The sequence below is a fragment of the Rhizobium sp. K102 genome (assembly GCF_022385315.1).
In the GTDB taxonomy this organism is placed as follows: Bacteria; Pseudomonadota; Alphaproteobacteria; order Rhizobiales; family Rhizobiaceae; genus Rhizobium; species Rhizobium croatiense.
Genome location: NZ_CP092436.1, coordinates 2,575,078 through 2,598,967 on the forward strand (window position 1 = coordinate 2,575,078; position 23,890 = coordinate 2,598,967).

General features: G+C 62.8%; 27 protein-coding genes and 1 pseudogene. 12 read left to right on the forward strand and 16 right to left on the reverse strand.

All coding sequences use genetic code 11. From position 1 onward, the window contains the following. Positions 1-33 precede the first annotated feature (33 nt). Complete coding sequence (locus tag MHI61_RS18770) at positions 34-873, reverse strand: protein-disulfide reductase DsbD domain-containing protein (RefSeq protein ID WP_239790053.1); 840 nt, start codon at positions 871-873, stop codon at positions 34-36. Positions 874-1,013: 140 nt separating this feature from the next. Here MHI61_RS18770 and MHI61_RS18775 point away from each other — a divergent pair, with 140 nt between their 5' ends. From MHI61_RS18775 to MHI61_RS18785, 3 genes are all read left to right on the forward strand, one after another. Next, positions 1,014-1,619 (forward strand): YqgE/AlgH family protein, encoded by a 606-nt coding sequence (locus MHI61_RS18775; protein WP_004673076.1) that lies wholly within the window; start codon positions 1,014-1,016, stop codon positions 1,617-1,619. Between the two features lie 106 nt (positions 1,620-1,725). Further along, complete coding sequence (locus MHI61_RS18780) at positions 1,726-1,917, forward strand: CsbD family protein (RefSeq protein WP_064686221.1); 192 nt, start codon at positions 1,726-1,728, stop codon at positions 1,915-1,917. Positions 1,918-2,006: 89 nt separating this feature from the next. Continuing rightward, positions 2,007-3,080, forward strand: a complete 1,074-nt coding sequence (locus tag MHI61_RS18785; RefSeq protein ID WP_239790054.1) for a putative zinc-binding metallopeptidase — start codon at positions 2,007-2,009, stop codon at positions 3,078-3,080. A 178-nt stretch (positions 3,081-3,258) separates the two neighbouring features. On the opposite strand, the gene MHI61_RS18790 is transcribed toward MHI61_RS18785, so the two are convergent. The 6 genes and pseudogenes from MHI61_RS18790 to MHI61_RS18815 form a co-directional block, all read right to left on the reverse strand. Next, positions 3,259-3,489 (reverse strand): hypothetical protein, encoded by a 231-nt coding sequence (locus MHI61_RS18790; RefSeq protein WP_239790055.1) that lies wholly within the window; start codon positions 3,487-3,489, stop codon positions 3,259-3,261. Positions 3,490-3,561: 72 nt separating this feature from the next. Continuing rightward, positions 3,562-4,017, reverse strand: coding sequence for a ribonuclease HI (gene rnhA / locus MHI61_RS18795; RefSeq protein WP_010032196.1), 456 nt, complete (start codon positions 4,015-4,017; stop codon positions 3,562-3,564). After that, positions 4,014-4,979: a homoserine kinase gene (locus MHI61_RS18800; protein ID WP_239790056.1), complete on the reverse strand. Its 966-nt coding sequence runs from the start codon at positions 4,977-4,979 to the stop codon at positions 4,014-4,016. The genes rnhA and MHI61_RS18800 overlap by 4 nt, the downstream gene beginning before the upstream one ends. A 166-nt stretch (positions 4,980-5,145) precedes the next feature. Next, positions 5,146-6,147, reverse strand: coding sequence for a 4-hydroxy-3-methylbut-2-enyl diphosphate reductase (gene ispH, locus MHI61_RS18805; protein ID WP_183839731.1), 1,002 nt, complete (start codon positions 6,145-6,147; stop codon positions 5,146-5,148). A 63-nt stretch (positions 6,148-6,210) separates the two neighbouring features. Further along, positions 6,211-6,966, reverse strand: a complete 756-nt coding sequence (locus tag MHI61_RS18810; protein WP_239790057.1) for an SURF1 family protein — start codon at positions 6,964-6,966, stop codon at positions 6,211-6,213. Then, positions 6,959-7,338: pseudogene (locus MHI61_RS18815) on the reverse strand (DUF983 domain-containing protein). The gene MHI61_RS18810 and the pseudogene MHI61_RS18815 overlap by 8 nt, the downstream one beginning before the upstream one ends. 118 nt (positions 7,339-7,456) lie before the next feature. Between MHI61_RS18815 and MHI61_RS18820 the strand changes: the two are divergent. Further along, a complete protein-coding gene (locus MHI61_RS18820) occupies positions 7,457-8,098 on the forward strand; it encodes a chloramphenicol phosphotransferase (RefSeq protein ID WP_239790058.1) in 642 nt (213 codons plus the stop codon). Between the two features lie 202 nt (positions 8,099-8,300). After that, on the forward strand, positions 8,301-8,564 hold the full coding sequence (locus MHI61_RS18825; RefSeq protein WP_097597707.1) for a hypothetical protein: 264 nt from the start codon (positions 8,301-8,303) through the stop codon (positions 8,562-8,564). 113 nt (positions 8,565-8,677) lie between these two features. Here the strand turns inward: MHI61_RS18825 and MHI61_RS18830 are convergent, their stop codons facing one another. The 6 genes from MHI61_RS18830 to coxB form a co-directional block, all read right to left on the reverse strand. Continuing rightward, positions 8,678-9,556 (reverse strand): cytochrome c oxidase subunit 3, encoded by an 879-nt coding sequence (locus tag MHI61_RS18830; protein ID WP_239790059.1) that lies wholly within the window; start codon positions 9,554-9,556, stop codon positions 8,678-8,680. Positions 9,557-9,616: 60 nt separating this feature from the next. Continuing rightward, positions 9,617-10,225: a cytochrome c oxidase assembly protein gene (locus MHI61_RS18835; RefSeq protein WP_239790060.1), complete on the reverse strand. Its 609-nt coding sequence runs from the start codon at positions 10,223-10,225 to the stop codon at positions 9,617-9,619. Then, positions 10,222-10,362, reverse strand: coding sequence for a hypothetical protein (locus MHI61_RS18840; RefSeq protein WP_222145584.1), 141 nt, complete (start codon positions 10,360-10,362; stop codon positions 10,222-10,224). The genes MHI61_RS18835 and MHI61_RS18840 overlap by 4 nt, the downstream gene beginning before the upstream one ends. Continuing rightward, positions 10,362-11,312 (reverse strand): heme o synthase, encoded by a 951-nt coding sequence (locus MHI61_RS18845; protein ID WP_239790061.1) that lies wholly within the window; start codon positions 11,310-11,312, stop codon positions 10,362-10,364. The genes MHI61_RS18840 and MHI61_RS18845 overlap by 1 nt, the downstream gene beginning before the upstream one ends. Positions 11,313-11,380: 68 nt before the next feature. After that, a complete protein-coding gene (ctaD, locus tag MHI61_RS18850; RefSeq protein ID WP_239790062.1) occupies positions 11,381-13,084 on the reverse strand; it encodes a cytochrome c oxidase subunit I in 1,704 nt (567 codons plus the stop codon). A gap of 18 nt (positions 13,085-13,102) precedes the next feature. Beyond that, positions 13,103-13,987 (reverse strand): cytochrome c oxidase subunit II, encoded by an 885-nt coding sequence (coxB, locus tag MHI61_RS18855; protein WP_239790063.1) that lies wholly within the window; start codon positions 13,985-13,987, stop codon positions 13,103-13,105. Between the two features lie 315 nt (positions 13,988-14,302). On the opposite strand from coxB, the gene MHI61_RS18860 reads away from it, so the two are divergent. The 3 genes from MHI61_RS18860 to MHI61_RS18870 all read left to right on the forward strand — a co-directional run bounded on the left by MHI61_RS18860 (position 14,303) and on the right by MHI61_RS18870 (position 17,298). Beyond that, on the forward strand, positions 14,303-14,965 hold the full coding sequence (locus tag MHI61_RS18860) for an invasion associated locus B family protein (protein WP_097608859.1): 663 nt from the start codon (positions 14,303-14,305) through the stop codon (positions 14,963-14,965). A 411-nt stretch (positions 14,966-15,376) separates the two neighbouring features. Further along, the gene (tldD, locus tag MHI61_RS18865) at positions 15,377-16,792 is read left to right on the forward strand and encodes a metalloprotease TldD (RefSeq protein ID WP_239790064.1); all 1,416 of its coding nucleotides are present in this window, start codon (positions 15,377-15,379) and stop codon (positions 16,790-16,792) included. 14 nt (positions 16,793-16,806) lie between these two features. Next, on the forward strand, positions 16,807-17,298 hold the full coding sequence (locus tag MHI61_RS18870) for a GNAT family N-acetyltransferase (RefSeq protein ID WP_239790065.1): 492 nt from the start codon (positions 16,807-16,809) through the stop codon (positions 17,296-17,298). Positions 17,299-17,317: 19 nt separating this feature from the next. On the opposite strand, the gene MHI61_RS18875 is transcribed toward MHI61_RS18870, so the two are convergent. Continuing rightward, the gene (locus MHI61_RS18875; RefSeq protein WP_239790066.1) at positions 17,318-17,635 is read right to left on the reverse strand and encodes a MazG nucleotide pyrophosphohydrolase domain-containing protein; all 318 of its coding nucleotides are present in this window, start codon (positions 17,633-17,635) and stop codon (positions 17,318-17,320) included. 80 nt (positions 17,636-17,715) lie between these two features. Then, positions 17,716-18,999, reverse strand: a complete 1,284-nt coding sequence (locus MHI61_RS18880) for a D-alanyl-D-alanine carboxypeptidase family protein (RefSeq protein WP_239790067.1) — start codon at positions 18,997-18,999, stop codon at positions 17,716-17,718. A gap of 215 nt (positions 19,000-19,214) precedes the next feature. On the opposite strand from MHI61_RS18880, the gene MHI61_RS18885 reads away from it, so the two are divergent. After that, complete coding sequence (locus MHI61_RS18885; RefSeq protein ID WP_239790068.1) at positions 19,215-20,252, forward strand: polysaccharide deacetylase family protein; 1,038 nt, start codon at positions 19,215-19,217, stop codon at positions 20,250-20,252. A 5-nt stretch (positions 20,253-20,257) separates the two neighbouring features. Here the strand turns inward: MHI61_RS18885 and pdxH are convergent, their stop codons facing one another. Next, a complete protein-coding gene (gene pdxH / locus MHI61_RS18890; RefSeq protein ID WP_239790069.1) occupies positions 20,258-20,878 on the reverse strand; it encodes a pyridoxamine 5'-phosphate oxidase in 621 nt (206 codons plus the stop codon). A 65-nt stretch (positions 20,879-20,943) separates the two neighbouring features. Between pdxH and MHI61_RS18895 the strand changes: the two genes are divergently transcribed. The 3 genes from MHI61_RS18895 to fabI all read left to right on the forward strand — a co-directional run bounded on the left by MHI61_RS18895 (position 20,944) and on the right by fabI (position 23,887). After that, positions 20,944-21,402 carry an RT0821/Lpp0805 family surface protein gene (locus MHI61_RS18895; RefSeq protein ID WP_239790070.1) on the forward strand — a complete coding sequence of 153 codons (459 nt, stop codon included), beginning with the start codon at positions 20,944-20,946 and terminating at the stop codon, positions 21,400-21,402. A gap of 320 nt (positions 21,403-21,722) precedes the next feature. After that, on the forward strand, positions 21,723-22,946 hold the full coding sequence (locus MHI61_RS18900; protein ID WP_239790071.1) for a DnaJ C-terminal domain-containing protein: 1,224 nt from the start codon (positions 21,723-21,725) through the stop codon (positions 22,944-22,946). A gap of 122 nt (positions 22,947-23,068) precedes the next feature. Further along, positions 23,069-23,887: an enoyl-ACP reductase FabI gene (gene fabI / locus MHI61_RS18905; protein WP_097605453.1), complete on the forward strand. Its 819-nt coding sequence runs from the start codon at positions 23,069-23,071 to the stop codon at positions 23,885-23,887. Positions 23,888-23,890 lie beyond the last annotated feature (3 nt).

The window sequence follows — 23,890 nt, forward strand, 5'->3', positions numbered from 1 at the left end:
CGCGAGAAGATCGCAGGCGACTATAGGTGCCGCTCAGTCGAAGGCAAGCGTGGTCTCCATCGCCTTGCCGCCATCGATGACCAGCACGCTCCAGCGCTTGCCCGATAGATCATAATCCTTCGGCAGCTTGCCGATTGCAATGTCGGTCTTGAAGATGGTGCCGTCGCGTTTGCCGCCGATCTGCTTGGTGAAAGCATAGCCGCTCGGGCCGGTGGCGATGATATCGGGCACGCTCGTTCCTTCGCCCGGGAGGGTGAGCGTCAGCGACAACGTCTTCCTATCGGGCGAGATCGCATGCGCCGCGACGCGGAAATCGGCCGAAGGCGGCTTCGGCAGCGCCGCCTCGGCGGCCGCAAGGATCGCCTCTTCCTCCGGATGCGAACGGATGGCGGGGCCGAGCGTCACCGCCAGATTTGCCTGGAAGGGAATGCAGATATCCCTGCAGATGCCGATGAAAACAGTCGCGTCGATCGCGACCGGGCCTTTGCCGGCCGCCGTCAGCGACAGCGGCAGCGTCACCGGCGCGTCATAGGCAATATCCTCGATCGCGCCTTTGAAGAAATGCTTCGGAACCGGATAGGCGATGGTTTCAAGCGTGACGCCGCTTGCCGGCGCGATGGTGACGTGAGGCGGAATGCCGCTGTTGCCGGGCTCGCGCCAATAGGTGATCCAGCCGGGTTTCGGCTCGATCTGCAGGCCGGCGCGGATTTTGCCGCCGGCATCGGGCGCCAGCGCCACGAGGCGCATGCGGCCTCCCTCGGCCTCGGCCCAGGCGCTCATTTCCGCCTGCGCGGAACAAAACGGGGCGAAGGCTGCGACCAGCGAAATGGCCGCCATGAAAAGCCGGCGCGGTGCCAAAGAAATAATCATCATGGAACAAAGGTTTACCGAAAGTGCCGTTTGGCCGCCAGAAGCGCCGGCCACATAATCTTCATTTTCAGTTGATTGATTGGTGACATTGGCCCATCCTTCTCTTGTCGGGGCCTTGGTGCGGTCTGGCAGCAGGAGGAACAATGTCCTTATCGACGCTGAAGAACAGACGGGAACGTGGCTTCTTCGATGGCCAGTTCCTCATCGCCATGCCGGGCATGGAAGACCGCAATTTTGCGCGCACCGTGATTTACATCTGCGCGCATTCGGATGCCGGCGCCATGGGCTTCGTCATCAACCGGCCGCAGAGCCTCACCTTCACCGATGTGCTGCTGCATCTCGACATGATCAAGCAGGAAGAGCCGATCGTGCTGCCGCAGCGCGCCCGTGACTTCCCGATCCAGACCGGCGGCCCGGTGGAAAGCGGCCGCGGCTTCGTGCTGCATTCGGACGATTATGCCAGCGACTCCTCGATCCCCGTCAGCGACGACATCTGCCTGACGGCGACGCTCGACATCGTGCGCGCCATCTCCAAGGGCGCCGGGCCGAAGCGGGCGACGATGCTGCTCGGCTATTCCTCCTGGGGCGCCGGCCAGCTCGAAAACGAGGTCGCCAACAATGGCTGGCTCACCTGCCCGGCCAATGAGGAGCTGATCTTCGACCGCAGCCTTGAGGACAAATACGAGCGGGCGCTCGCCGGCATGGGCGTGACCGCCGCCATGCTTTCGGCCGAGGCCGGACACGCCTGACATCTCGCGGCGGCGGCCTTGACCGCGCGCTGGAACGAATAGCCGCAAGTGACGTTTTCTTCCGGCGCGGACGAGAGGTCCGACGCCGACCAAGGAGACATCATCTATGGGTAGCACCAGCGACAAGATTTCCGGCAAGACCAACGAAATTGCCGGCAAGACGAAGCAGGCCGTCGGCAAGGCCACCGGCAATCGCGACATGCAGGCCAAGGGCGCCGTCCAGGAAGCCAAAGGCAAGGGACAGGTCGCAACCGGCAAGGTCAAGGACAAGCTCAAGGGCGCCGTCGACCGGCTCTGAACCACAAGCGCATCCTTGATGAACCATGCCTGCTGCGCTTCGCGCGGCGGGCATTTTTAATCCGTCCCCGCTTTGCTGAGATCAATACGATGAAGCTTTTTGCCTGCGACAATTGCGATCAGGTCGTCCATTTCGACAACCGCCACTGCGTGCGCTGCAATCATCGCCTCGGTTTCCGGTCCGGCGATCTCGCCATGCATGCGCTGGAGCCGCGCGACGAGACGGGCTGGCAGCTCGTTGCCGATCCCGAGCGGCAGGTGCGCTTCTGCGCCAATGCCGGCCTCGACATCTGCAACTGGCTGGTGGAGGGCGACAGCGACAGCGAGTTCTGCGCCGCCTGCCGCCATAACCGGCTGGTGCCCAACACCGATACCGAGGACGGCATCGGCCGCTGGCGGCGCATCGGCCAGGCGCAGCGCCATCTCTTCTATTCGCTGTTGCGCTGGAAGCTGCCGCATCCCGACCGGGCGCAAGATCCGCAAGGCGGGCTGGTCTTCGATTTCCTCGAGGATTCGCTGCAGGATAACGGCTATGTCGTGCCGGCCATGACCGGCCACGAGGAAGGCCTAATCACCATCCGCGCGGCCGAAGCCGACGATGCGACGCGCGAACAGGCGCGCAGCTCGATGAACGAGCCCTATCGCACGCTGCTTGGCCATTTCCGCCACGAGGCCGGCCATTTCATCTGGAACAAGCTGGTGCGCGACCGCGACGGGCTTTCGGACTTCCGCGCCGTCTTCGGCGACGAACGGCAGGATTATGCGGCCGCACTGCAACAGCACTATGCCGGCGGCGCGCCTCTGGGATGGGAAAACAATTTCATCAGCGCCTATGCGGCCTCCCACCCCTGGGAAGATTTCGCCGAATGCTTCGCCCATTACCTCCATATCGTCGACACGCTGGAGACCGCACGCGCCTTCGGCATCGCCATCGATCCACGCGGCCATGAGGAAATCGCCGGCGAGGTGGATTTCATCCCCTACAGGGCAAGGAGCGCCGAACAGCTGGTCAGCGCCTGGGTACCGCTCAGCATCGCGATCAACGCCATCCAGCGCAGCATGGGCCAGCCCGACGCCTACCCCTTCGTGCTGTCTTCGCCCGTTGTGGCAAAGCTCGAATATCTGCATCGGCTGATCCAAGGGGCCGCGGTGGCGCGGCAATAGGTGGGTGAGAATACCGAAGGTCGTTGCTGGCTCCTCTTCTCCCAGCGGGGGTCCGAAGGACGGGTTGAGACCCGTGGCTCAACCCCGGGCGGTGGCCCGAAGGGTCGGATGAGGGGGCGGCACGGCACGCCATTCATTGCCCTTCGCTTGCGCTCAGTGCCTCCGCACGTACCCTCCTTCAACCGCGCACAGAATCTGACCCGTTCTCTTCGAGCCAATATTTGATCATCATCAGCGCTGCCCCTTTGCTGAGCAACACATCGCGCTCGCCCGCCAAATCCTGTTCGAAACGCTGACTGAGCCTTTCATAGGCATCGAAAAGAGCGCTGGCCTCTTCGCGACGACGATACACGCCCTCCAAACGATCGATCGTTGAGCACAATTCGACTGTCGTTGGAATGGATGACACTCTTGCCTCCCGAACGAAAAACGGTCTCGGCCTGCAATATACGGTAGTTGGTGAGGGGCAGCCGTCACACCCCTAAAACGAAACCGCCTTACCCTTCTTGAACGGCTCCATACCCCGGCGGGCAAGTTCATCGGCGCGTTCGTTTTCCGGGTGGCCGGCGTGGCCCTTGACCCAGTGCAGCGTCACCTTGTGGCGGTTGCGGGCTTCTTCCAGCGCCTGCCAAAGCTCGGCATTCTTCACCGGCTTCTTGTCCGATGTCTTCCAGCCGTTTTTCTTCCAGCCAAAAATCCATTTGGAGATGCCGTCCTTGACGTAGGCGCTGTCGGTATAGAGATCGACCTCGCAAGGGGTCTTCAGCGCCTGCAGGGCGGAGATCGCCGCCAGCAGTTCCATGCGGTTGTTGGTGGTGTCCGCCTCGCCGCCGCAAAGCTCCTTTTCGACGTCGCCGTAACGCAGCACGGCGCCCCAGCCGCCGGGGCCGGGATTGCCGGAGCATGCCCCGTCGGTGAAGATATCGACGTGTTTCATAGGCTCAATCCGTATTCGGCGGCCGAGCCGATCTGGCGGTGGAAGCGCAGCTTGCGCAGATATTCGAGCGGGTCCTTCTTGGTGACCATGGCGCCCTCGGGCGTCGTCAGCCAATCATAGAGCCGCGTCAGGAAGAAACGCAGCGCGGACCCACGCGACAGCACCGGCAAAGCGGCGATCTCTTCGCCGCTCAAGGGGCGCACGCTCTGATAACCCTCGAGCATCGCCGTGCCCTTGGTGATGTTGTAGGCGCCATCCTTTTCGAAGCACCAGGCGTTCAGGCAGATCGAAACGTCATAGGCGAGCAGATCGTTGCAGGCGAAATAGAAATCGATCAGGCCGGAGAGCTGATCGCCGAGGAAGAAGACGTTGTCGGGAAAGAGGTCGGCATGGATGACGCCGGCCGGCAGACCCTTCGGCCAGGCGACGGCGAGGAAATCGAGTTCGCCGCGGATCTCATTCTGCAGGCCGGGCTCGACCTCATCGGCGCGCGCCTCGGACTTTTCCCACAGCGTCCGCCAGCCATCGAGCGACAGCGCGTTCGGGCGCTTCAGCTCGAAACCGGCACCCGCCACATGCATTTGGGCGAGCGCCCGGCCGACCTCGCGGCAATGTTTCGCCTCCGGCTTTCGCAGCCACATGCCTTCGAGGAAGGAAATCAGCGCCGCCGGGCGGCCGGAGAGCGAGCCGAGCAGCGCGCCGTCGCGGCGCGGCAGCGGCAGCGGGCAGGAAAGGCCGCGGGCGGCAAGATGCTGCATCAGGCCGAGGAAGAACGGCAGGTCGCTCTTTTCCACGCGCTTCTCATAGAGCGTCAGGATCAGCGGTTCCTTGGAGGTGTGCAGCAGGAAATTGGAATTTTCCACACCTTCGGCGATGCCCTTGTAGGAGAGCAGGCTTCCCACGTCATATTCGGTCAGGAACCACTTCAGATCGGCTTCGGCGATATCGGTATAGACTGCCAAGTGAGGTCTCGTCTTGTTTATGGATGATGGATGGCCGGGGCCGCGATGACGGCCTAGAGCATGATGCCGAAAAGTGTCAGCGGTTTTCGGACGACATCATGCTCTAACTCTTTAATTTAGAACAGGATTCAGATTTTAGGCCGACCGGGCCTAAAATCATCCTGTTCTAGCCGTTGACGAAGGCCATGTCGGCCGCCGTCAGCTCGATGCTGCGCAATTCGCGGTTGACCAGGAAATTCTCGGTCTCCTGCACCGTTTCGGCGAGTTCAACGCGGGCGTCGAAGCGGGCGCGGAACGCCTCGATGATCTCGTTGACGATGACCTCGGGCGCGGAGGCGCCGGCGGAAAGGCCGAGCGTCGAGATCGCGCCGATCTCGTCCCAGTCGAGTTCGGCGGCGCGCTGCACGAGAATCGATTTCTTCGCCCCTGCCCGCAGCGCCACTTCGACCAGGCGCTTGGAATTGGAGGAATTCGGCGCCCCGACGATGATGAAGAGATCGCAGCCGGGGGCCGCCTGCTTCACCACTTCCTGGCGGTTGGTCGTCGCATAACAGATCGAATCGGCGGCCGGCGCGGTCAGGTTGGGAAAACGCTCGTGCAGGCGGGCGATGACGCCGGCGGTGTCGTCGACCGAGAGCGTCGTCTGGGTGACATAGCCGAGATTGTCCGGGTCGGCGGGCGCATAGGCGTCGGCATCCTCGATCGTCTCGATCAGCGAGACCGAGCCCTCCGGCAGCTGGCCCATGGTGCCGATCACCTCGGGGTGGCCGGCATGGCCGATCAGGACGACGTGGCGGCCGAGGCGGTTGTGGCGCATCGCCTGCTTGTGGACCTTGGAAACCAGCGGACAGGTGGCGTCGAGATAGAATAGATTGCGGCTTACCGCATCCTCCGGCACGGATTTCGGCACGCCATGGGCGGAGAAGACGACCGGCTGGGCGCGATGCTCGGCCGGGATCTCGTCCAGCTCCTCGACGAAGACGGCACCCTTGGCCTCCAGCCCCTCGACGACATAACGATTGTGGACGATCTCGTGGCGCACATAGACCGGCGCGCCATAGGATTTCAGCGCCAGCACGACGATCTGGATGGCGCGGTCGACGCCGGCGCAGAAGCCGCGCGGGCCGCAGAGCCTGATCGTCAAGGGAGGTTTCGCCGCAATATTCATGTCTGTTCCGGATTGAGAGGATTAGGGACCTCTAGCCCAATATGGCCAAGAATTGAAGCGATACTATTGCCGAGGCGCCTTCCCTGACTTGCAGAACCAGGAGATCGCCACCACGACGACGAGCACGGCGGCCAGGCCGTACCAGGTCAGGGCATATTGCAGATGGTCGTTCGGCAGATCGACCTGGGTGACGCCGCCGATCGGCAGGCCGGCCGGATTGGGGGCCGAATCGGCATCGACGAAGAAGGGTAGGACGCGCGCCTTGTCCAGCCCGACGCTCTCGGCCATGACGTCGAGGTCCTTCCAGTAGAAGATGTTCTTGGCGACGTCATTGTCGGGCACCAGCGACGAGGGCTTGCCCGGAAGTTTTGCCCGCGCCAGGCCGGTGACGGTCTGATGATCCGTCAGCTGGCCCTGCATGCGCATTTCCGGCTCCTTGTTCTCATAGGGAACGAAGCCGCGATTGACGAAGAGGATACGCCCGTCGGCAAGCTCCAGCGGGGTATAGACGTAAAAGCCGGTCTGGCCGCGCCAGGTGGCGAAGAAGTGACGCTCCTTGTTGTTGATGTAGCGGCCGGTGGCGGTGACCTTGCGGTATTCGATATCGCCGCCGGATGCCGCCATCGCCTCGATATCGGCCAGCGGCACCGGGGCGGCAGCCTGGCGCGTGGCAATATCGGCGAGCAGGCCCTCTTTCCAGTGGAGGCGCTCGACCTGCCAGGTGCCGAGCGAAATCAGGATGGCAAGCGCAATCAGCACCAGCATGCCTGTTATCACGGGCAGCCGGCGGCGCGGCATTACATGCTCTGCTTCAGTCACTCAGGCGTCCCTCGCGGGCATTGTGGCGGTATTGCATGGCGATCAGGATGCCCTTGAACCAGCGCAACGTCAGCAGTGACAGGATGATCGTCAGCGGCGCGAACAGCAGGATATGCACCCAGATCGGCGGGCCGTAATTCACCTGCAGCCAGAGCACCATGCCGATGATGATGAAGCCGACGATAAGGATGACGAAGACGGCCGGACCGTCGCCGGAATCGGCGAAGGCATAATCGAGACCGCAGGATGCGCAACGCGGCTTCAGGCCGAGCAGGCCATCGAACAGCTTGCCCTGGCCGCAACGCGGGCAGCAGCCCTTGATACCTGTTTTAACAGGATCGACAGGGGAAAATGAGCGCTGTCCTCGTTCATGCCATTCCTTCTGACAATTCGATGCTGCCTTAACTCTCCCATAAAGTATTCGCATCCCGAATGGAAATGCCTGCGCGGCCTCCCTCAGCGATTCGCGCCAAACAGAAGAAGAAAACTGATGACCAATGACAGCCATGCCGGACAAATCATTATCCTGAACGGCGCTCCGCGCAGCGGCAAATCCAGCATTGCCCGGGCAATCCAGGAGGAATTCGAGGGGCCGTGGATCAACCTCGGCGTCGATGCCTATAATGCCATGACGCCGAAGCGCTACCTGCCCGGCATCGGGCTGAGGCCCGGCGGCGAACGGCCGGAGCTGGAAGAGCTGATCCCGTTCCTCTATGCCGCCCTTTACGAATCGATTGCCATCCATGCCGGCCTGGGCCTCAATGTGGTCGCCGATCTCGGCCATCACGACAGCTATTCGCGCCCGCTCGGCATACTTGCCGACTGCGCCCGGCGACTCGATGGATTTTCCGTGCTGTTCGTCGGCGTGCGCTGTCCGATCGAGACGATCATGCAGCGGCGCGAGCTTGAACAAGAAGGGCGCGAGACGCTTTATCTCCGCGCCAGCGAGGAGGTGCCGATCCCCGAACCGGTGCAGCGCTGGCAGGACGAGGTGCATCGGCCGGGCATCTACGACATGGAGGTCGATACTTCGATTCTGACAGCACGCGAATGCGCCGAGGCAATCCGCCAGTGCCTCGACCTCGGCGTCCCCGAACCTTCGGCTTTCGAACGGATCGCCGGCGGGCGTTGATGCGTTAGAACGTCAGCAGGTGAAAGCGGCGTCTGGCGATCAAGCTCGCATTGCCTCCCGCAGCAATTCAATGGTCTCAGTGACGGATCGCCCTTCAACCTGGGGCGGGTCCGCGCGCTCGCGATGCGCCCCGCCCATCCGGGTAATATCAATGTGATCAATCGCAGCGTAGTGTTCTGTCTGGCTTTGAGAGGAGGATGCTATGCCTACCATATTGGCCTATCACGACGTCAAAGACGTCAAACATTGGCTCACTTCACCGCGCCGCAAAGAGGTTTTCGAACCCCTCGGCTGCACAAACATTCGTACGTTCGTCGATCCACAGGCGTCCAATCGAGTTGGCCTGGTCATGGACGTTCCCGACATGGGCCGCCTGGAGGAATTTATGAAGTCCAAGCAAGCGGCGGATGCGATGGAGTATGACGGAGTATTGCCGGAGACCTTGGTGATTCTCACGCAATCGTAGCGGGAAATCAAGAATCCGCGCCGTGGGTCAAGCCCGACAATGACGGAGCGTGGGGTCAAAGACAGAAAGGGCGGACCCGAGGCCCGCCCTTTTGTTTGAAGCTCGCTTGCCGATCAGCCGGCTGCGACGGGCGCGCCCCAGCCGCCCCAGACGTAGATGCAGAAGAACAGGAACAGCCAGACGACGTCGACGAAGTGCCAGTACCAGGCGGCGGCCTCGAAGCCGAAATGCTGCTTCGGGGTGAAGTCGCCACGCAGCGCGCGCAACAGGCAGACAGCCAAGAAGATCGTGCCGACCAGGACGTGGAAACCGTGGAAGCCGGTCGCCATGAAGAAGGTCGCGCCGTAGATCGAATTCTTGAAGGCAAAAGGCGCGTGGGCATATTCGTAGGCCTGGACGGCGGAGAAGAAGATGCCGAGCAGCACCGTCAGGGTCAGGCCCTGGACCAGGCCCTTGCGGTCGTTGTGCAGCAGCGCATGGTGCGCCCAGGTGACCGTCGTGCCGGAGAGCAGCAGGATGACGGTGTTGTAGATCGGCAGATGCCAGGGATCGAGGACCTCGATACCCTTCGGCGGCCAGACGCCGCCGGTGTAGGCAAGCCGCGAGGCCTGGATCGCCTCGTTCGGATAGAGGCTGGCGTCGAAATAGGCCCAGAACCAGGCGACGAAGAACATCACTTCGGAAGCGATGAACATGATCATGCCGTAGCGCAGATGCAGCGAGACGACGCGGGTATGGGCGCCCTCATGAGCTTCCTTCACCGTATCGGCCCACCAGCCGTACATGACGTAAAGAACGAGCACGAGGCCGATGTAGAAGAGCCAGGGATTGGCGAGCTCGGCGCCAGCGAACTTGAACGAGCCGCCGTTCAGGTAACGCATGTAGCAGACGCCGCCGAGCGCCATGATGAAGGCGCCGAACGAGGCGAGAATCGGCCACGGGCTCGGATCGATGATGTGGTAGTCGTGATTCTTCTGGTGCGCATCGGCCATGTAGCTATCCCCGGATGTCTTCCTCACTTCGCTCCCGGCATAGCCGGAAACGAGCCTTGATCAAAGTTTCTTTTCAATCTTCACCGCTCCACCCTCATTCGAAGCAACAGGCTTCGGACCCTCTTTCGGGTAGAACGTATATGACAGCGTGACCGTATGGATGTTCTTCGATTCCACGGCCTTGACGATTTCCGGATCGATGTAGAATACCACCGGCATGTCGAGCTTCTCGCCCGGCTTCAGGTCCGTTTCCGTAAAACAGAAACATTGCACCTTGTTGAAATAGACGCCCGCCTCGCCCGGCGTGACGTTGAAAACCGCCTGGCCGCGCTGGGTCTCGTTCGAGCGATTCACGGCGGTGAAATTAACCTGGATGGTTTCGCCGATCTTCGGATTGACCTCGCGCTCGACCGGCTTGAAATCCCACTGCAGGCCCGGCGCGACATTGGCGTCGAAGGTCACGCGCATGTTGCGGTCGAGCACGACGCTCGACATCTGATCGACGCGCTGCGTCGTGCCGTTATAACCGGTCACCTGGCAGAAGATGCGATAGAGCGGCACGGCGGCATAGCTCATCGCCCCCATGCCGAAGACGAAGCTCAGGCACATCATGACGACGGTGCCGTTGTTGCGGCCCTGCTTCTTGCGTGGGGCGGCGGCTTCGCTCATCCGGCCGTTCCCCCGCCGATTTTCACGATCGTAATCGCATAGAAAAGCACGACGAGGCCGGCGAGCACCAGCCCGAGGGCGATGTTGCGGTTGCGGCGCGACTTCATCTGCTTTTGGGTGAGCTTGACCAGATCCATCAGACCGAACCTCCCGCATACGAGACCAGCATGGCGGCCAGCCGGTCGATCATCAGGGCGGAAAAGACCGCGAAGAGATAGAAGATCGAGAAGGCGAAGAGCTTCTTTGCCGGGATCATCTTCAGATCGCCGTCCGGCATGCGCCAGACGGCGATGGAACAGTAGACGAAGATCGCCCCGAGGGCGGCGGCGACGAGGCCGTAGCCGTAGCTGGCAAAACCCAGGAAGGACGGCAGGACCGCGCAGATCGCGGTCAGCACCGCATAGGCGACGATCTGATGTTTGGTCACCCGCTCGCCGGAAACATTCGGCAGCATCGGCACGCCGACGGCCTCGTAGTCGCGCATCTTGAAGAGCGCGAGCGCCCAGAAATGCGCCGGTGTCCACAGGAAGATGATCAGGAAGAGAACGGTGCTCTCGATCGTCACCGAATTCGTCACGCAGGCCCAGCCGATCATCGGCGGGAAGGCGCCGGCGGCACCGCCGATGACGATGTTCTGCGGCGTCGAGCGCTTCAGCCACATGGTGTAGATGACGGCGTAGAAGAAGATGGTGAAGGCGAGGATGCCGGCCGACAGCCAGTTGACGGCAAGGCCGAGAATGACGACCGAAAAGCCCGACAGCACCAGGCCGAAGGCCAGCGCCTCGGAGGGCGCGATGCGGCCGGCCGGAATCGGACGCTTGGCGGTGCGGCTCATGATGGCGTCGATATCGGCGTCGTACCACATGTTGAGCGCACCGGAGGCGCCGGCACCGACGGCGATGCAGAGGATGGCGATCAGGCCGAGGACCGGATTGATGTGGCCCGGCGCCAGCACCAGGCCGGCAAAAGCGGTGAAGACCACGAGCGACATCACCCGTGGCTTCAAGAGTTCGAAGTAATCGCGTGCGCTGGCTTCCGACAATTCGCCGTCCTCTGCAAGCGCCTCGTGATTGTCGATGACCGTCATCATTCCGTCCTGAATGTCTCAATGCCAGGACGCCGTATCAAGATGCGGCGTCCTGTTATCCGCGCAAATTACTTGATGCGCGGCAACTGTTCCCACTGGTGGTAGGGCGGCGGCGAAGGCAGCTGCCATTCGAGCGTCGTTGCGCCCTCGCCCCAGGGATTGTCGCCGGCCACGCGCTTCTTGGCGAGGGCCTCGAAGACGCAGACGAGGAAGACCACCACGCCGAAGGCCGAGATGTAGGAGCCGATGGAGGAGACGTAGTTCCAGCCGGCAAAGGCATCCGGATAATCGATGTAGCGGCGTGGCATGCCGGCGAGGCCGAGGAAGTGCTGCGGGAAGAACACCAGGTTGACGCCGATGAACATGATCCAGAAGTGCAGCTTGCCCAGGAGTTCGCTGTAGAGGTAGCCGGTCATCTTCGGGAACCAGTAGTACCAGCCGGCGAAGATCGCGAAGACGGCGCCGAGCGACAGAACGTAGTGGAAGTGGGCCACGACGTAATAGGTGTCATGCAGCGACCGGTCGAGACCGGCATTGGCGAGCTGGACGCCGGTGACGCCGCCGACCGTGAACAGGAAGATGAAGCCGATCGCCCAGAGCATCGGCGTGGTGAACGAGATCGAGCCGCCCCACATCGTCGCGATCCAGGAGAAGATCTTCACGCCCGTCGGCACGGCGATGACCATGGTTGCGAAGACGAAGTAACGCTGGGCATCGAGCGACAGGCCGACCGTGTACATGTGGTGGGCCCAGACGACGAAGCCGACGGCGCCGATCGCGACCATGGCGTAGGCCATGCCGAGGTAACCGAAGATCGGCTTCTTCGAGAAGGTCGAGATGATGTGGCTGACCATGCCGAAGCCCGGCAGGATGAGGATGTAGACCTCGGGGTGACCGAAGAACCAGAACAGGTGCTGGTAGAGGATCGGATCACCGCCGCCTTCCGGCGAGAAGAACGACGTGCCGAAGTTGCGGTCGGTGAGCAGCATGGTGATGCCGCCTGCCAGAACCGGCAGCGACAAGAGCAGCAGGAAGGCGGTGATCAGCACGGACCAAGCAAACAGCGGCATCTTGTGCAGCGTCATGCCGGGAGCACGCATGTTGAGGATCGTGGTGATGAAGTTGATCGCACCGAGGATCGACGAGGCGCCGGCAATGTGCAGCGCGAAGATCGCCAGATCGACCGCCGGTCCCGGCGTGCCGCTTGTGGCCAGCGGCGGATACATCGTCCAGCCGCCGCCGGTGCCATAGGCGCCGGCCGGGCCTTCGACGAACATCGACAGCAGCAGCAGGATAAAGGCAGGGACGATCAGCCAGAAGGAGATGTTGTTGAGGCGCGGGAAGGCCATGTCGGGGGCGCCGATCATGATCGGCACCATCCAGTTGGCAAAACCGCCGATCATCGCCGGCATGACCATGAAGAAGATCATGATCAGCGCGTGCGCGGTCGTGAACATGTTGAACATCTGCTTGGCGCCGTCGATGGCGGCATCGCCCTCGTAGCCGTAGACCATCGAGGCCAGGCCGTGGAAGATCTGGATGCCCGGCTCCTGCAGCTCCATGCGCATGGCCACCGACAGCGCGCCGCCGATGATGCCGGCAATGATCGCGAAGATCAGGTAGAGCGTGCCGATGTCCTTGTGGTTGGTCGAGAACAGCCAGCGGTCGAAAAAGCTCGGCTTGTGCGCGTGATCATGACCATGGTCGTGATCATCATGCGCGTGGTCGTGGTGAGCGTGAGAATGATCGTCGTGAGCGGAAGGTCCAGCCATTGTCCCGGTCCCCTTTAATTACTGTGCTTCGGCAACGTCGACGGCCTTTGCGGGACCATCGGTTGCGGCCATGAGTGTCTTGTAGGCGCCGGGCAGGTCGCTGGCGGCTGCGCTCAGCCACTGCTTGTACTTGTCCTCGGAGACGACGCGGATGGCGATCGGCATGTACGCATGGTCCTTGCCGCAGAGCTCGGAACACTGGCCGTAGAACAGGCCTTCGCGCTCGGCCTTGAACCAGGTTTCGTTCAGGCGGCCCGGCACGGCGTCGATCTTGATGCCGAAGGACGGCATGGCGAAAGCGTGGATGACGTCGGTCGGCGCTGCCGTCACGAGGACGCGCACCGTCTTGTTGACAGGCAGAACCAGCTCGTTGTCGACGGCCAGAAGCCGGGGATAGATCGACTTGTCTTCCTTGCCGGCAGCCGCGCGGTCCTGATCCTTCAAGAGGTAGGAATCGAAGGCCAGCGGGCTGTCGCCCGAACCCTCGTATTCATAGTTCCACTGCCACTGCGTGGCGGTCGCCTTGATCGTCACATCGGGGTTCTCGGGCAGCGTCAGCTGCGCCGTCAGCAGGTTGAAGGAGGGAATGGCGAGCAGGAGCAGCACCAGGACCGGCCCCACGGTCCAGATGACCTCGATCACCGTGTTGTGGCTCGTCCTCGAAGGCACCGGATTGGCGCTGGCGCGGAACTTGAAGCAGACGACGATGAGCAGGATCAGAACGAAGAGCGTGATCGGAACGATAAACCACAGGGTATATTGTTCGAACCAGTGGATTTCCCGCATGATCGGCGTCGCCGCCGGCTGCAGCGTCGCCTGCCACGGCTTCGGCTGGTCGGCATATGTGCCGGAAGCAAAAAGCAGACAGACCAGCGCGGTCAGAGCTGCATAAGCCTTCTTCATCACCTTATTATCTCCCTCGAGCGCTTGACCTGCAAAACCAACGCAGAATCCTTGCCATCTTCAGCGCTTCAAACCACAGTTTGGCATTTGCCGCAACAGGCCAGAGCAATTGTCTATGCGGCATTTTTGCTTAAAGCATAGGCAGGCCGGAAGGGCAAAACATCCCAAGTTTTTCATCAGCATATGAAAAAACGCCTTTCGGGCCAATCCGGCCGCCGCACATTCTTGCCGAAAGGTCCAATTTCTGCCGCAGTCCCCCGGTTTTCACGGGGTGGGGCTTTTCATTTTCGGTGGGCAGCTTCAACAATAGCGGCAATGATTCGATATCCAGAGGTTTTCATGGGTTTCCGTTCCCTCGCGCAGTCGCTCGTCGTGACTGCCAGCATCGCGGCTGCCGCGGCGACGCCCGTTTTCGCACAGCAACCCGCCCCGTCCCCGGCCGCGCCCACCGCGCCAGCCCCGGCTGCCCCTGCCCCCACCCCGCAGCAGCCGAACGCCGCCAGCCCGAAAGTCGAACCGGCGACGCCCGGCCAGACGCAGCCGCAGGCGCCGGGCACGGTGAAATCCAATCATGGCGCCTGGTCCGTTGTCTGCGACAAGCCGGCCGGCGCTTCGGCCGAACAATGCGCGCTGATGCAGAACGTCATCGCCGAGGACCGGCCGGAAGTCGGGCTTTCCGTCGTCGTCCTGAAGACGGCCGACCGCAAGTCGAAGATCCTGCGCGTGCTCGCACCGCTCGGCGTGCTCTTGCCGAACGGCCTCGGCCTCAATGTCGACGGCAAGGATATCGGCCGCGCCTATTTCGTGCGCTGCTTCGCCGATGGCTGCTATGCCGAGGTCGTGCTCGAGGACGAGCTGCTGAAGACCTTCCGCAGCGGCGCCCAGGCAACCTTCATCGTCTTCCAGACCCCCGAAGAAGGCATCGGCATCCCCGTCGACCTCAAGGGTTTTGCCGAGGGTTTCGACGCGCTGCCTTGAGATCAGGTGATGTGTGCCGCGACCTCTCGGGTCCCTCTTCTCCCCTCGGGGAGAAGGTGCCCGTAGGGCGGATGAGGGGGCCGCAAAGCCGAAGCTTCCAACAAGAAGAACGTCCATCCGGGCTCGGCCGCACTGGCATGGTCTCGGCTGTCTTCAAGTCGCTTGCCGTGAGCGTCGCAGGACAGGGATTACGAGAGGGTGTGCCGCGTGGCCCCCTCATCCGCCTGCCGGCACCTTCTCCCCGGAGGGGGAAAAGATATGCCGCGCGCTTCCCGTTCTTTGAAGCATTCCCTCTTCTAGATATCTTGCCCAACAAAGAATAATTCGGCCGCAGGGCTTCACTCCCTATAAGGTAGAGCCCTATCTAGGGAGTAAGCGCATTCCCGAACGCATGCCCATTGGAGCCAGACCATGACCACCGATCTCCTGACGCTTTTCGATGCCGACGAAGCCACGATGCGCGGCCTTGTCGCCGAGGCGCTCGCCGGCGCCGATGACGGCGAGCTGTTTATCGAGCATGCGCAGGCCGAAGCGCTGACCTTCGACAATGGCCGGCTGAAGGGCGGCAGTTTCAATACCGAGCAGGGCTTCGGGCTTCGCGCCGTTGCCGGCGAGGCGGTGGGTTATGCCCATGCCGGCGATCTCTCTGTGGCGGCGCTGAAGCGGGCGGCGGATGCGGTCGGCGCGGTGACGCGCGGCTATTCCGGCTCCTACGCCGCCGCCCCCCAGGGCACCAACAAGAAATTCTACGGCGACCAGAACCCGATCGGCCAGCCGAGTTTTGAGGAAAAGGTCAAGGTCCTGCAGGATATCGACGCCTATCTCAGGGGCAAGGACGACAAGGTGCGGCAGGTGACGGCCTCGGTGGCGGCGAGCTGGCAGGTCGTCGACATCCTGCGCGCCGACGGACATCGGGTGCGCGACATCCGCCCGATGACGCGCATCAACATCTCCGTCGTGGTCGGACAAGGCGAGCGCCAGGAGAGCGGCTCCTACGGCAGCGGCGGGCGCATCGGCTTCGGCGATTTCATCACCGAGGGCAGCTGGCAATACGGCGCCGACGAGGCGCTGCGCCAGGCGCTCATCAATCTCGAGGCGATCGATGCGCCGGCGGGCACGATGGACGTCGTTCTCGGCTCCGGCTGGCCGGGCGTGATGCTGCACGAAGCGGTCGGTCACGGGCTGGAAGGCGATTTCAACCGCAAGAAGACGTCGGCCTTTGCCGGCCTTCTCGGCCAGATGGTGGCAGCGCCCGGTGTCACCGTCGTCGACGACGGCACGATCGACAACCGCCGCGGCTCGATCACCATCGACGACGAGGGCACGCCCTCCGGCTACAACGTGCTGATCGAGAACGGCAAGCTCGTCGGTTATATGCAGGATCGGCAGAATGCCCGGCTGATGGGCATGGCGCCCACCGGCAACGGCCGCCGCCAGGGTTATGCGCATGTGCCGATGCCGCGCATGACCAACACCTATATGCTCGGCGGCGACAAGACGCCGGATGAAATCATCGCCTCAGTGAAGAAGGGCATTTATGCCGTCTCCTTCGGCGGCGGCCAGGTCGACATCACCTCCGGCAAGTTCGTCTTCGGCTGCACCGAGGCCTATCTGATCGAGAACGGCAAGGTCGGCGCGCCGATCAAGGGCGCGATGCTGATCGGCAACGGCCCGGATGCGATGAAGCGGGTGTCGATGATCGGCAACGACATGAAGCTCGACACCGGCATCGGCAATTGCGGCAAGGCCGGCCAATGGGTTCCGGTCGGCGTCGGCCAGCCGCATCTGCGCATGGATCAGATCACGGTCGGCGGCACGCAGACCTGAGGCGGGAGGAGCCGATGGCGGAGATCGAAATCAGACCTTTTGCCGAAGGCGACGCCGATGACGTGCTGTCGGTGATCCTGCCGATCCAGCGCGAAGAATTCGGCATCGACATCACCGCCGATGCGCAGCCGGATCTGAGGGTCATCCCGGATTTCTACCAGTCCGGCAAGGGGCAGTTCTGGGTCGCCGTCAAGGATGGCGCGATCGTCGGCACGCTGGGCTTGAAGGATATCGGCCACAATCAGGCGGCGCTGCGCAAGATGTTCGTCGCTGCCGAGGTGCGCGGCCGCGAACATGGCTTGGCGGCGCTGCTCCTCGAGCGCATGTTCGCCCATGCGATGGATGCCGGCCTCACCGATATCTTCCTCGGCACGACGGACAAGTTCGTCGCTGCCCATCGCTTCTACGAGAAGAACGGTTTCACCGAGATTGCCAAGAGCGCCCTGCCCCGCGCCTTCCCGCTGATGGCGGTGGACAACAAGTTCTATCGCTACAAGCTCGGCTGATTCAACCAGCCGGCATGCCTTAGCTCTTCGGCAGCTCCGCCGGCTGAAACCGCCACTTCCGCTCGATTGCGGCGGCAAGGTCGATGTCGTTGCGGCGGGCAAAGAGCAGGATATGGCCGAGCAGGTCCGCGGTTTCGTCGGCAAGATCGCGGTCCAGCTCTTCCTGCGTCCGCCCCCTGCGGCGGCCGCGGCCGGTCAGCCGATTCCAGGCCTGGGTGAGTTCGCCCACCTCCTCCTGCAGCTTCAACAGAAACCAGTCAGCGTCACGCTCGATTCCGTTGGCGGCGGCATAGGCGGCGGATGAGGTTTCGAACTGGTCGGCGAGACGGCGCAGCATGGGCGTTCTCCTTTTGTTTATGGAAGGAGACTGCGATTCCCGATGAATGTCCAGAGTGGCCGGCCCGGACCGTCGCGCGGTCAGCCGTGATCGGGCAGCAGCATGCAGTCGTAGGAGCGCTGCTTCAGCGCATCGCAGGCGGAAACGGCGGCATCCCTGCTGGCGAAGCCGACGAAGCGGGCGCGGTAGATCCTGTTGGCGCCCTCCCCAACCGCCTCGGTATAGGGCGAAGCGGAAACGAGCGGCGCGCCGCCTTCCGATTGCGCCTGGGCGAGAAGCGCACGCGCCGCATCGGCGCTCGGGGCGGCCGAGATCTGGATCTGCCAGTCGCCATCGGCCTTTTTCGCCGAGGTCTTCGATGCCTTGCCGGCGTTCAGGATCTCGTCCATCGCCACCGGACGATCCAACGGCACGACGGCGTCGTCGGCATAGGCCAGGCTCTTTGACGCGAGGTCGTCGGCCGGGCGCGGCGCGTTGAGCGGTACCGGAACATCGGAAGCATCAGCGGCGGAAGCGACTTCGACCGTCTCCTTGGCGCCGACGCTCGCCACCAGCCTGGCGCCGCCGGAAGACGAGGCGCGGCCGAGATAGCGGTCGAGCAGCGCCGCCATCTTGGCGTCGCGGCTGCGGGCGGTGCGGCCGCCGAGCACGACGCCGACGACGCGGCGGTTGCCGTCCCTGACGGCGCTGACCAGGTTGAAGCCGGAGGCGTTGGTATAGCCTGTCTTGATGCCGTCCATGCCCTGGTAGCGGTACATGAGATTGTTGTGACCGCGCACGGTCTTGCCGCGGAAATTGAAGCTTGCCACCGAAAACAGGCGGTATTCATTGGGGTAATTCTTCATCAGCGCCACGGCGAGCGTCGACATGTCGCGCGCCGTCGTCACCTGGCTGCTGTTCGGCAGGCCGGATGCGTTGAGGAAGACGGTGCGGCTCATGCCGAGCTGGCGGGCTTTTGCCGTCATCATCCGGGCAAAACCGCTCTCCGAGCCGCCGAGCGTCTCGGCCATGGCGGCGGCGGCATCATTGGCGGATTTGACGATCATCCCATAGACCGCCTCGCGTACCGTGATGGTGCCGCCGGCCTTGACGCCGAGCTTGGTCGGCGGCCGGGCGGCGGCATATTTCGACATTTTGATCGGCGTATCCCAGGCGATCTTGCCACGCTTCAAGGCCTCGAAGGTGAGATAAAGCGTCATCATCTTCGTCAGCGAGGCCGGGTGGTTCAGCGTGTCGGCGTTTTCGGCGGCAAGGACCTTGCCGGTGCGGGCATCGAGGATCAGCGAGGCGTTGCCGGCAAGAGCCGCAAGCGGCGCCGAAACGGCCAGCGTTACGGTCAAAACAGCCGCCAATAGCTTTCTCATGGAATCCCCCTGATGCGCCGGCTCTCGATGGGCCGGCCCTGTGTCGTAATGTAACAGAAGCCGTAAGTTTGGCGCGACTTTGCGGCAACGCCTATCATTTTTCTAGTCTTTTCATCGTCTTGGTTAACAAAAAACCAAAGAAGCTGTGCGAAATCGGGATTCAGCAAGGCTTAAGCCGCTATTGCTAGATTGCCGCAAAAGGCAATGGGCGGCGCATGACGGGACAATTGAAGCGACTGGCAAAACGCGCGGCGATCGGCGCCGGGCTCGAGGTATCCTGGCTGATCGCCGCGGCCGGGCTGATGCGGCAGGCGCGCGGGCGCGGCGTCATCTTCACCCTGCATCACGTCCGCCCGCATGTCGCCCAATCCTTCGCGCCGAATGCACATCTCGAAATCACGCCTGACTTTCTCGACGCGGCACTCAGGCGGCTCAAGCGGGAGGGCTATCGCTTCGTGCCGCTCGACGAGCTGCCGGCGCTGTTGGCCGAGCCCGCGGGCGGCAGGCCGTTTGCGGCCTTTACGCTCGACGACGGCTACGTCAACAATCTGGAGCATGCGCTGCCGGTGTTCGAGCGGCATCGGGCGCCGTTCACGGTCTTCGTCGCCAAGGGCTTTGCCGAGGGCTCCCACAGCATCTGGTGGGAGACGCTCGCCGTTCTCCTGCGTCAGGCAACCGAAATCCGCTTCGATTTCGGCCGCGGCAGCGAGCGGCTGGCGCTCGAAAGCCCGCAGCAGCAATGGGACGCCTTCGACCGCTTCGCGGCCTATATCCACCGCTCCGACGAGGCGCGCGCCATTGCCGCCCTCGATATGCTGGCACGTGACAACGGCATCGAGCCGACCGATATCGCGCGCGACCTGGTGATGGGGCCGGCGCAGTTGCAGTGGCTTGCCCGGCGCCCGCTCGCCGCACTCGGCGCTCATACGATCAGCCATCGGGCGCTGGGCCGCCTGCCGGAAGCCGAAGCGCGAATCGAGATGGAAGTGTCCGCCGATTACCTCGAGGCGGTGACCGGCATCCGTCCCGTCACGATCGCCTATCCCTACGGCACGCCGGAGGCAGCGACCGGCCGCGAGGCGGCGATTGCCGGCCGGCTCGGCTTTTCGGTCGCCGTCACCACCCAGCCGGGGCTGCCGGCGGCGGCAAAAACCGGCTATCTCCCGCGCATGTCGCTGAACGGCTTCTACCAGAAGCGACGCTACGTCTCGGCGCTTGCCTCCGGCATTCCGCTGCGGCTGATGGGCAGGTAAGCCGATCACGGATACATCCGCACCTTTTCCCACGCTCCGACCGGCGTGGGCCGGCGGAATTCGATGCGGTCATGCAGGCGGAATGCCTGATCCTTCCAGAATTCGATCGTGGTCGGCCGGATGCGGAAGCCAGACCAGTGGGCCGGGCGGGGAATGTCGCCGAGGGCATAACGGGCGGTATATTCGGCCACCGCCTTCTCCAGCGCGAAACGGCTTTCGAGCGGGCGGGACTGCCTCGAGGCCCAGGCGCCGATGCGGCTGCCGCGCGCCCGCGTCTTGAAATAGGCGTCGGCTTCGGCGTCGCTCACGATTTCGACAGGACCGCGCAGCCGCACCTGGCGGCGCAGGCTTTTCCAGTGGAAACACATGGCGGCTTTCCTCTGCCCCAAGATTTCCTGACCTTTCCGGCTCTCGAAATTCGTGTAGAAGACGAAACCGTCATCATCGAATCCCTTCAGGAGAACCATGCGGACATTGGGAAGGCCATCTTCATCGACCGTTGCCAGCGCCACGGCATTCGGGTCGTTCGGCTCCGAGGCCTCCGCCTCCTTCAGCCACTCGGCAAAGAGCTTGAAGGGCTCGCCACTTTCGGTAAAGTCACCGCTTGTTAACTCGTTTGCCGACATATTGGTTCAAATGCCCCGGATTGTTCAAAACTCGCCCAGCTTTTCATAACTGGACAGGATGCAGGGTGGAAGTCATAGCAAAGTCATATCGCCATACAAAGGGTCTGCGGCAACGCAGCAGCGCCTTCCTGATCATCGGCGCCGCAATGCTGTCGCTTTCCGGTTGCGTTGGCGGCGGCATGGATTTCTTGAGCGAAGCCAAGGTCGACCGGTCGGTGGCAACAGGCACGGTGCCGCAGACGCCGCCGAGCACCGACACGCTGTCTGACGAGATGACGGTGCGCAATGCCGTGACGTCGGCCGATGTGAACAGGCTCGAAGGCCAGCCGCTTCCCTGGGCGAATGCATCGACCGGCAGCGCCGGCGTCATCGATACGATCGTCGAAAACAATGAGGCGGGCCAGGTCTGCCGGCAGTTCCGCACGACCCGGCACTCCTATGTCGGCATCGCCAAATTCTACGGCAAGACCTGCCTCGTCGGCGGCGGCAACTGGCAGCTCCTGAGCTTCCAGCCGGAGAGCTGATCCGGCGGGAATTGACCTTCGCGGGAAATTGATCGCCGGGGATTGCCCCCGCGGGAGAACCGATTCGGCGCGCACAGGTTAACGGCCGCCGGCTTTGCGGCGAATGCTTAGCAAAGAGCTAACCATTTGCGGCGAAACACTCCGCATCCCTCCACAGAAATAACAAGTGATTAGCAACTCGGCCGCACGATCGGCGTTGAGAGTGGCTCCCCCTGCGTTTGCGGCCGGTGGCGCCTCACGGCGTTGATATTGGACTTTGATATTGGGCGGGGATGCCGGGCAAGGACAGGCGCCCGCATCGCAACACCGGCGGTTTTGACATGCGCGATCCTTACAAAATTCTGGGCGTCAAGCGCGACGCGGCGGCGGATGAGATCAAGGCGGCCTGGCGCAACATGGCCAAGGCCGCGCATCCCGACCACAATCAGGACGATCCGACGGCGACGGCCCGGTTCGCCGAGATCGGCCGCGCCTATGAAACGCTGCGCGACCCGCGCAAACGCAGCCTGTTCGACAATGCCGTGCGGATGGCGGAAGCCAAGAAGCACGAACAGACGATCATGCAGCAGCGCCAGGCCGCGCGCGAGGCTGCTGCCCGCGCCAAGGCGGCCCAGGCCAATGCCGAGCGGGTGATGGAAGAGCTTGCCCGGGCTGCCCAGAAAGCCGCGGCCGAAGGCTCCAGGCAGCAGGTCGGCGCCGGCGAAGGCGCCGAGGAGATGGTGGAGCGCATTTTCGGCGCGCAGGCCCGCGCCGCGGCGGGCGGCCAGGCGCAGGGTCGCGCCCAGCAGGGCCAGAATCAGCAAACTCAGTATCAGCAGACGCACAATCAGCAGACCCACAATCAGCAGACCCACAATCAGCAGACCCAGGGCCAGACACAGGCCGAAGCGGGCAAGCGCGCCGATGGCGACGCCGCCGAAGCCGAGGAGGAAGCCGGCGAGGCATCGAACAATGCCGGCGCCAACCTGTCGCTGCCGCTCAGCATTCTGACATCGCTGGTGCGCCGTTTCACCGGCGCCAAGGATACCGGCCTCGAAAAAGCGCCTGACGAGGTGACGACGGCGACGGTGACGATCGACGACGTGCTGAAGAGCGGCTGGATCACCGCAGCGCTGCCGGAGGGCCGCGAAATCGGCTTCGCCTTGCCGGCGGGCACGACGGATGGTCACGAGATCCGGCTCAAGGGACAGGGCTTCAAGCTGCCGGGCATGCAGCGCGGCGACGCCGTCGTCAATATCCGCATCGCCCCCGATCCGCGCTTCACCGTCGACGGTTTCGACCTGCACGCCGTGCTGCCGCTCAGCATCGAAAACGCCGTGCTCGGCACCGAGGCGCGCATCGATGGACCGGCCGGGCCGCTTGATATCACCGTTCCCGCCTGGTCGGGCTCGGACAAAACGATCCGGATTTCCGGCCAGGGATTGCCGCGGGAAGACGGCAGCAGAGGCGATCTCGTCGTCGAATTGCGCATCATTCTGTGGGAAAAACCCGACGACAAGATCACCGATCTCATGCGCAGCATGCGTGAAGGCCTGTTTCTGTGAAATTTTTACGACATTCGCACCCTTTGTTACGATCCCTAACAGTTGATGATCCAGGCCAAGCTTGAACCGATTAACGGCCTATGCCATAGGCAGGATCGATTAGAATCCTCAGGGAGCGAAATATGGCTCAAGCATCCGGCCTCATGGCAGGCAAACGCGGCGTCATCATGGGTGTCGCCAACAATCGTTCGATTGCGTGGGGTATTGCCAAGGCCATTCATGCGCAGGGCGGAGAAGTTGCGCTCACCTATCAGGGCGATGCGCTGAAGAAGCGTGTCGAGCCGCTCGCCGCCGAAATCGAAGCGACGCTCGTCGGCCACTGCGACGTCGCCGACGAAGCCACCATCGACGCGGTCTTCGAAAATGTCGAAAAGCTGTGGGGCAAGATCGATTTCCTCGTGCATGCGATCGGCTTTTCCGACAAGGACGAGCTGACCGGCCGCTACATCGACACCTCGCCCGACAATTTCACCAAGACGATGCAGATCTCCGTCTATTCCTTCACCTCGGTCGCACGCCGTGCCGAGAAGCTGATGACGGAAGGCGGCTCGATGCTGACGCTGACCTATTACGGCGCCGAAAAGGTGATGCCGAATTATAACGTCATGGGTGTGGCTAAGGCCGCGCTCGAAGCCAGCGTCAAATATCTCGCCGTCGACCTCGGGCCGCAGAACATCCGCGTCAACGCCGTTTCGGCCGGACCGATCAAGACGCTCGCCGCTTCGGGCATCGGCGATTTCCGCTACATTCTGAAGTGGAACGAATATAACGCCCCGCTGCGGCGCACCGTCACCATCGAAGAAGTCGGCGATGTCGGCCTCTATCTGCTGTCCGACCTGTCGCGCTCCGTCACCGGCGAAGTGCACCACGCCGACAGCGGCTATCATGTCATCGGCATGAAGGCGGTCGACGCGCCCGATATTTCGGTCGTCAAGGACTAAATG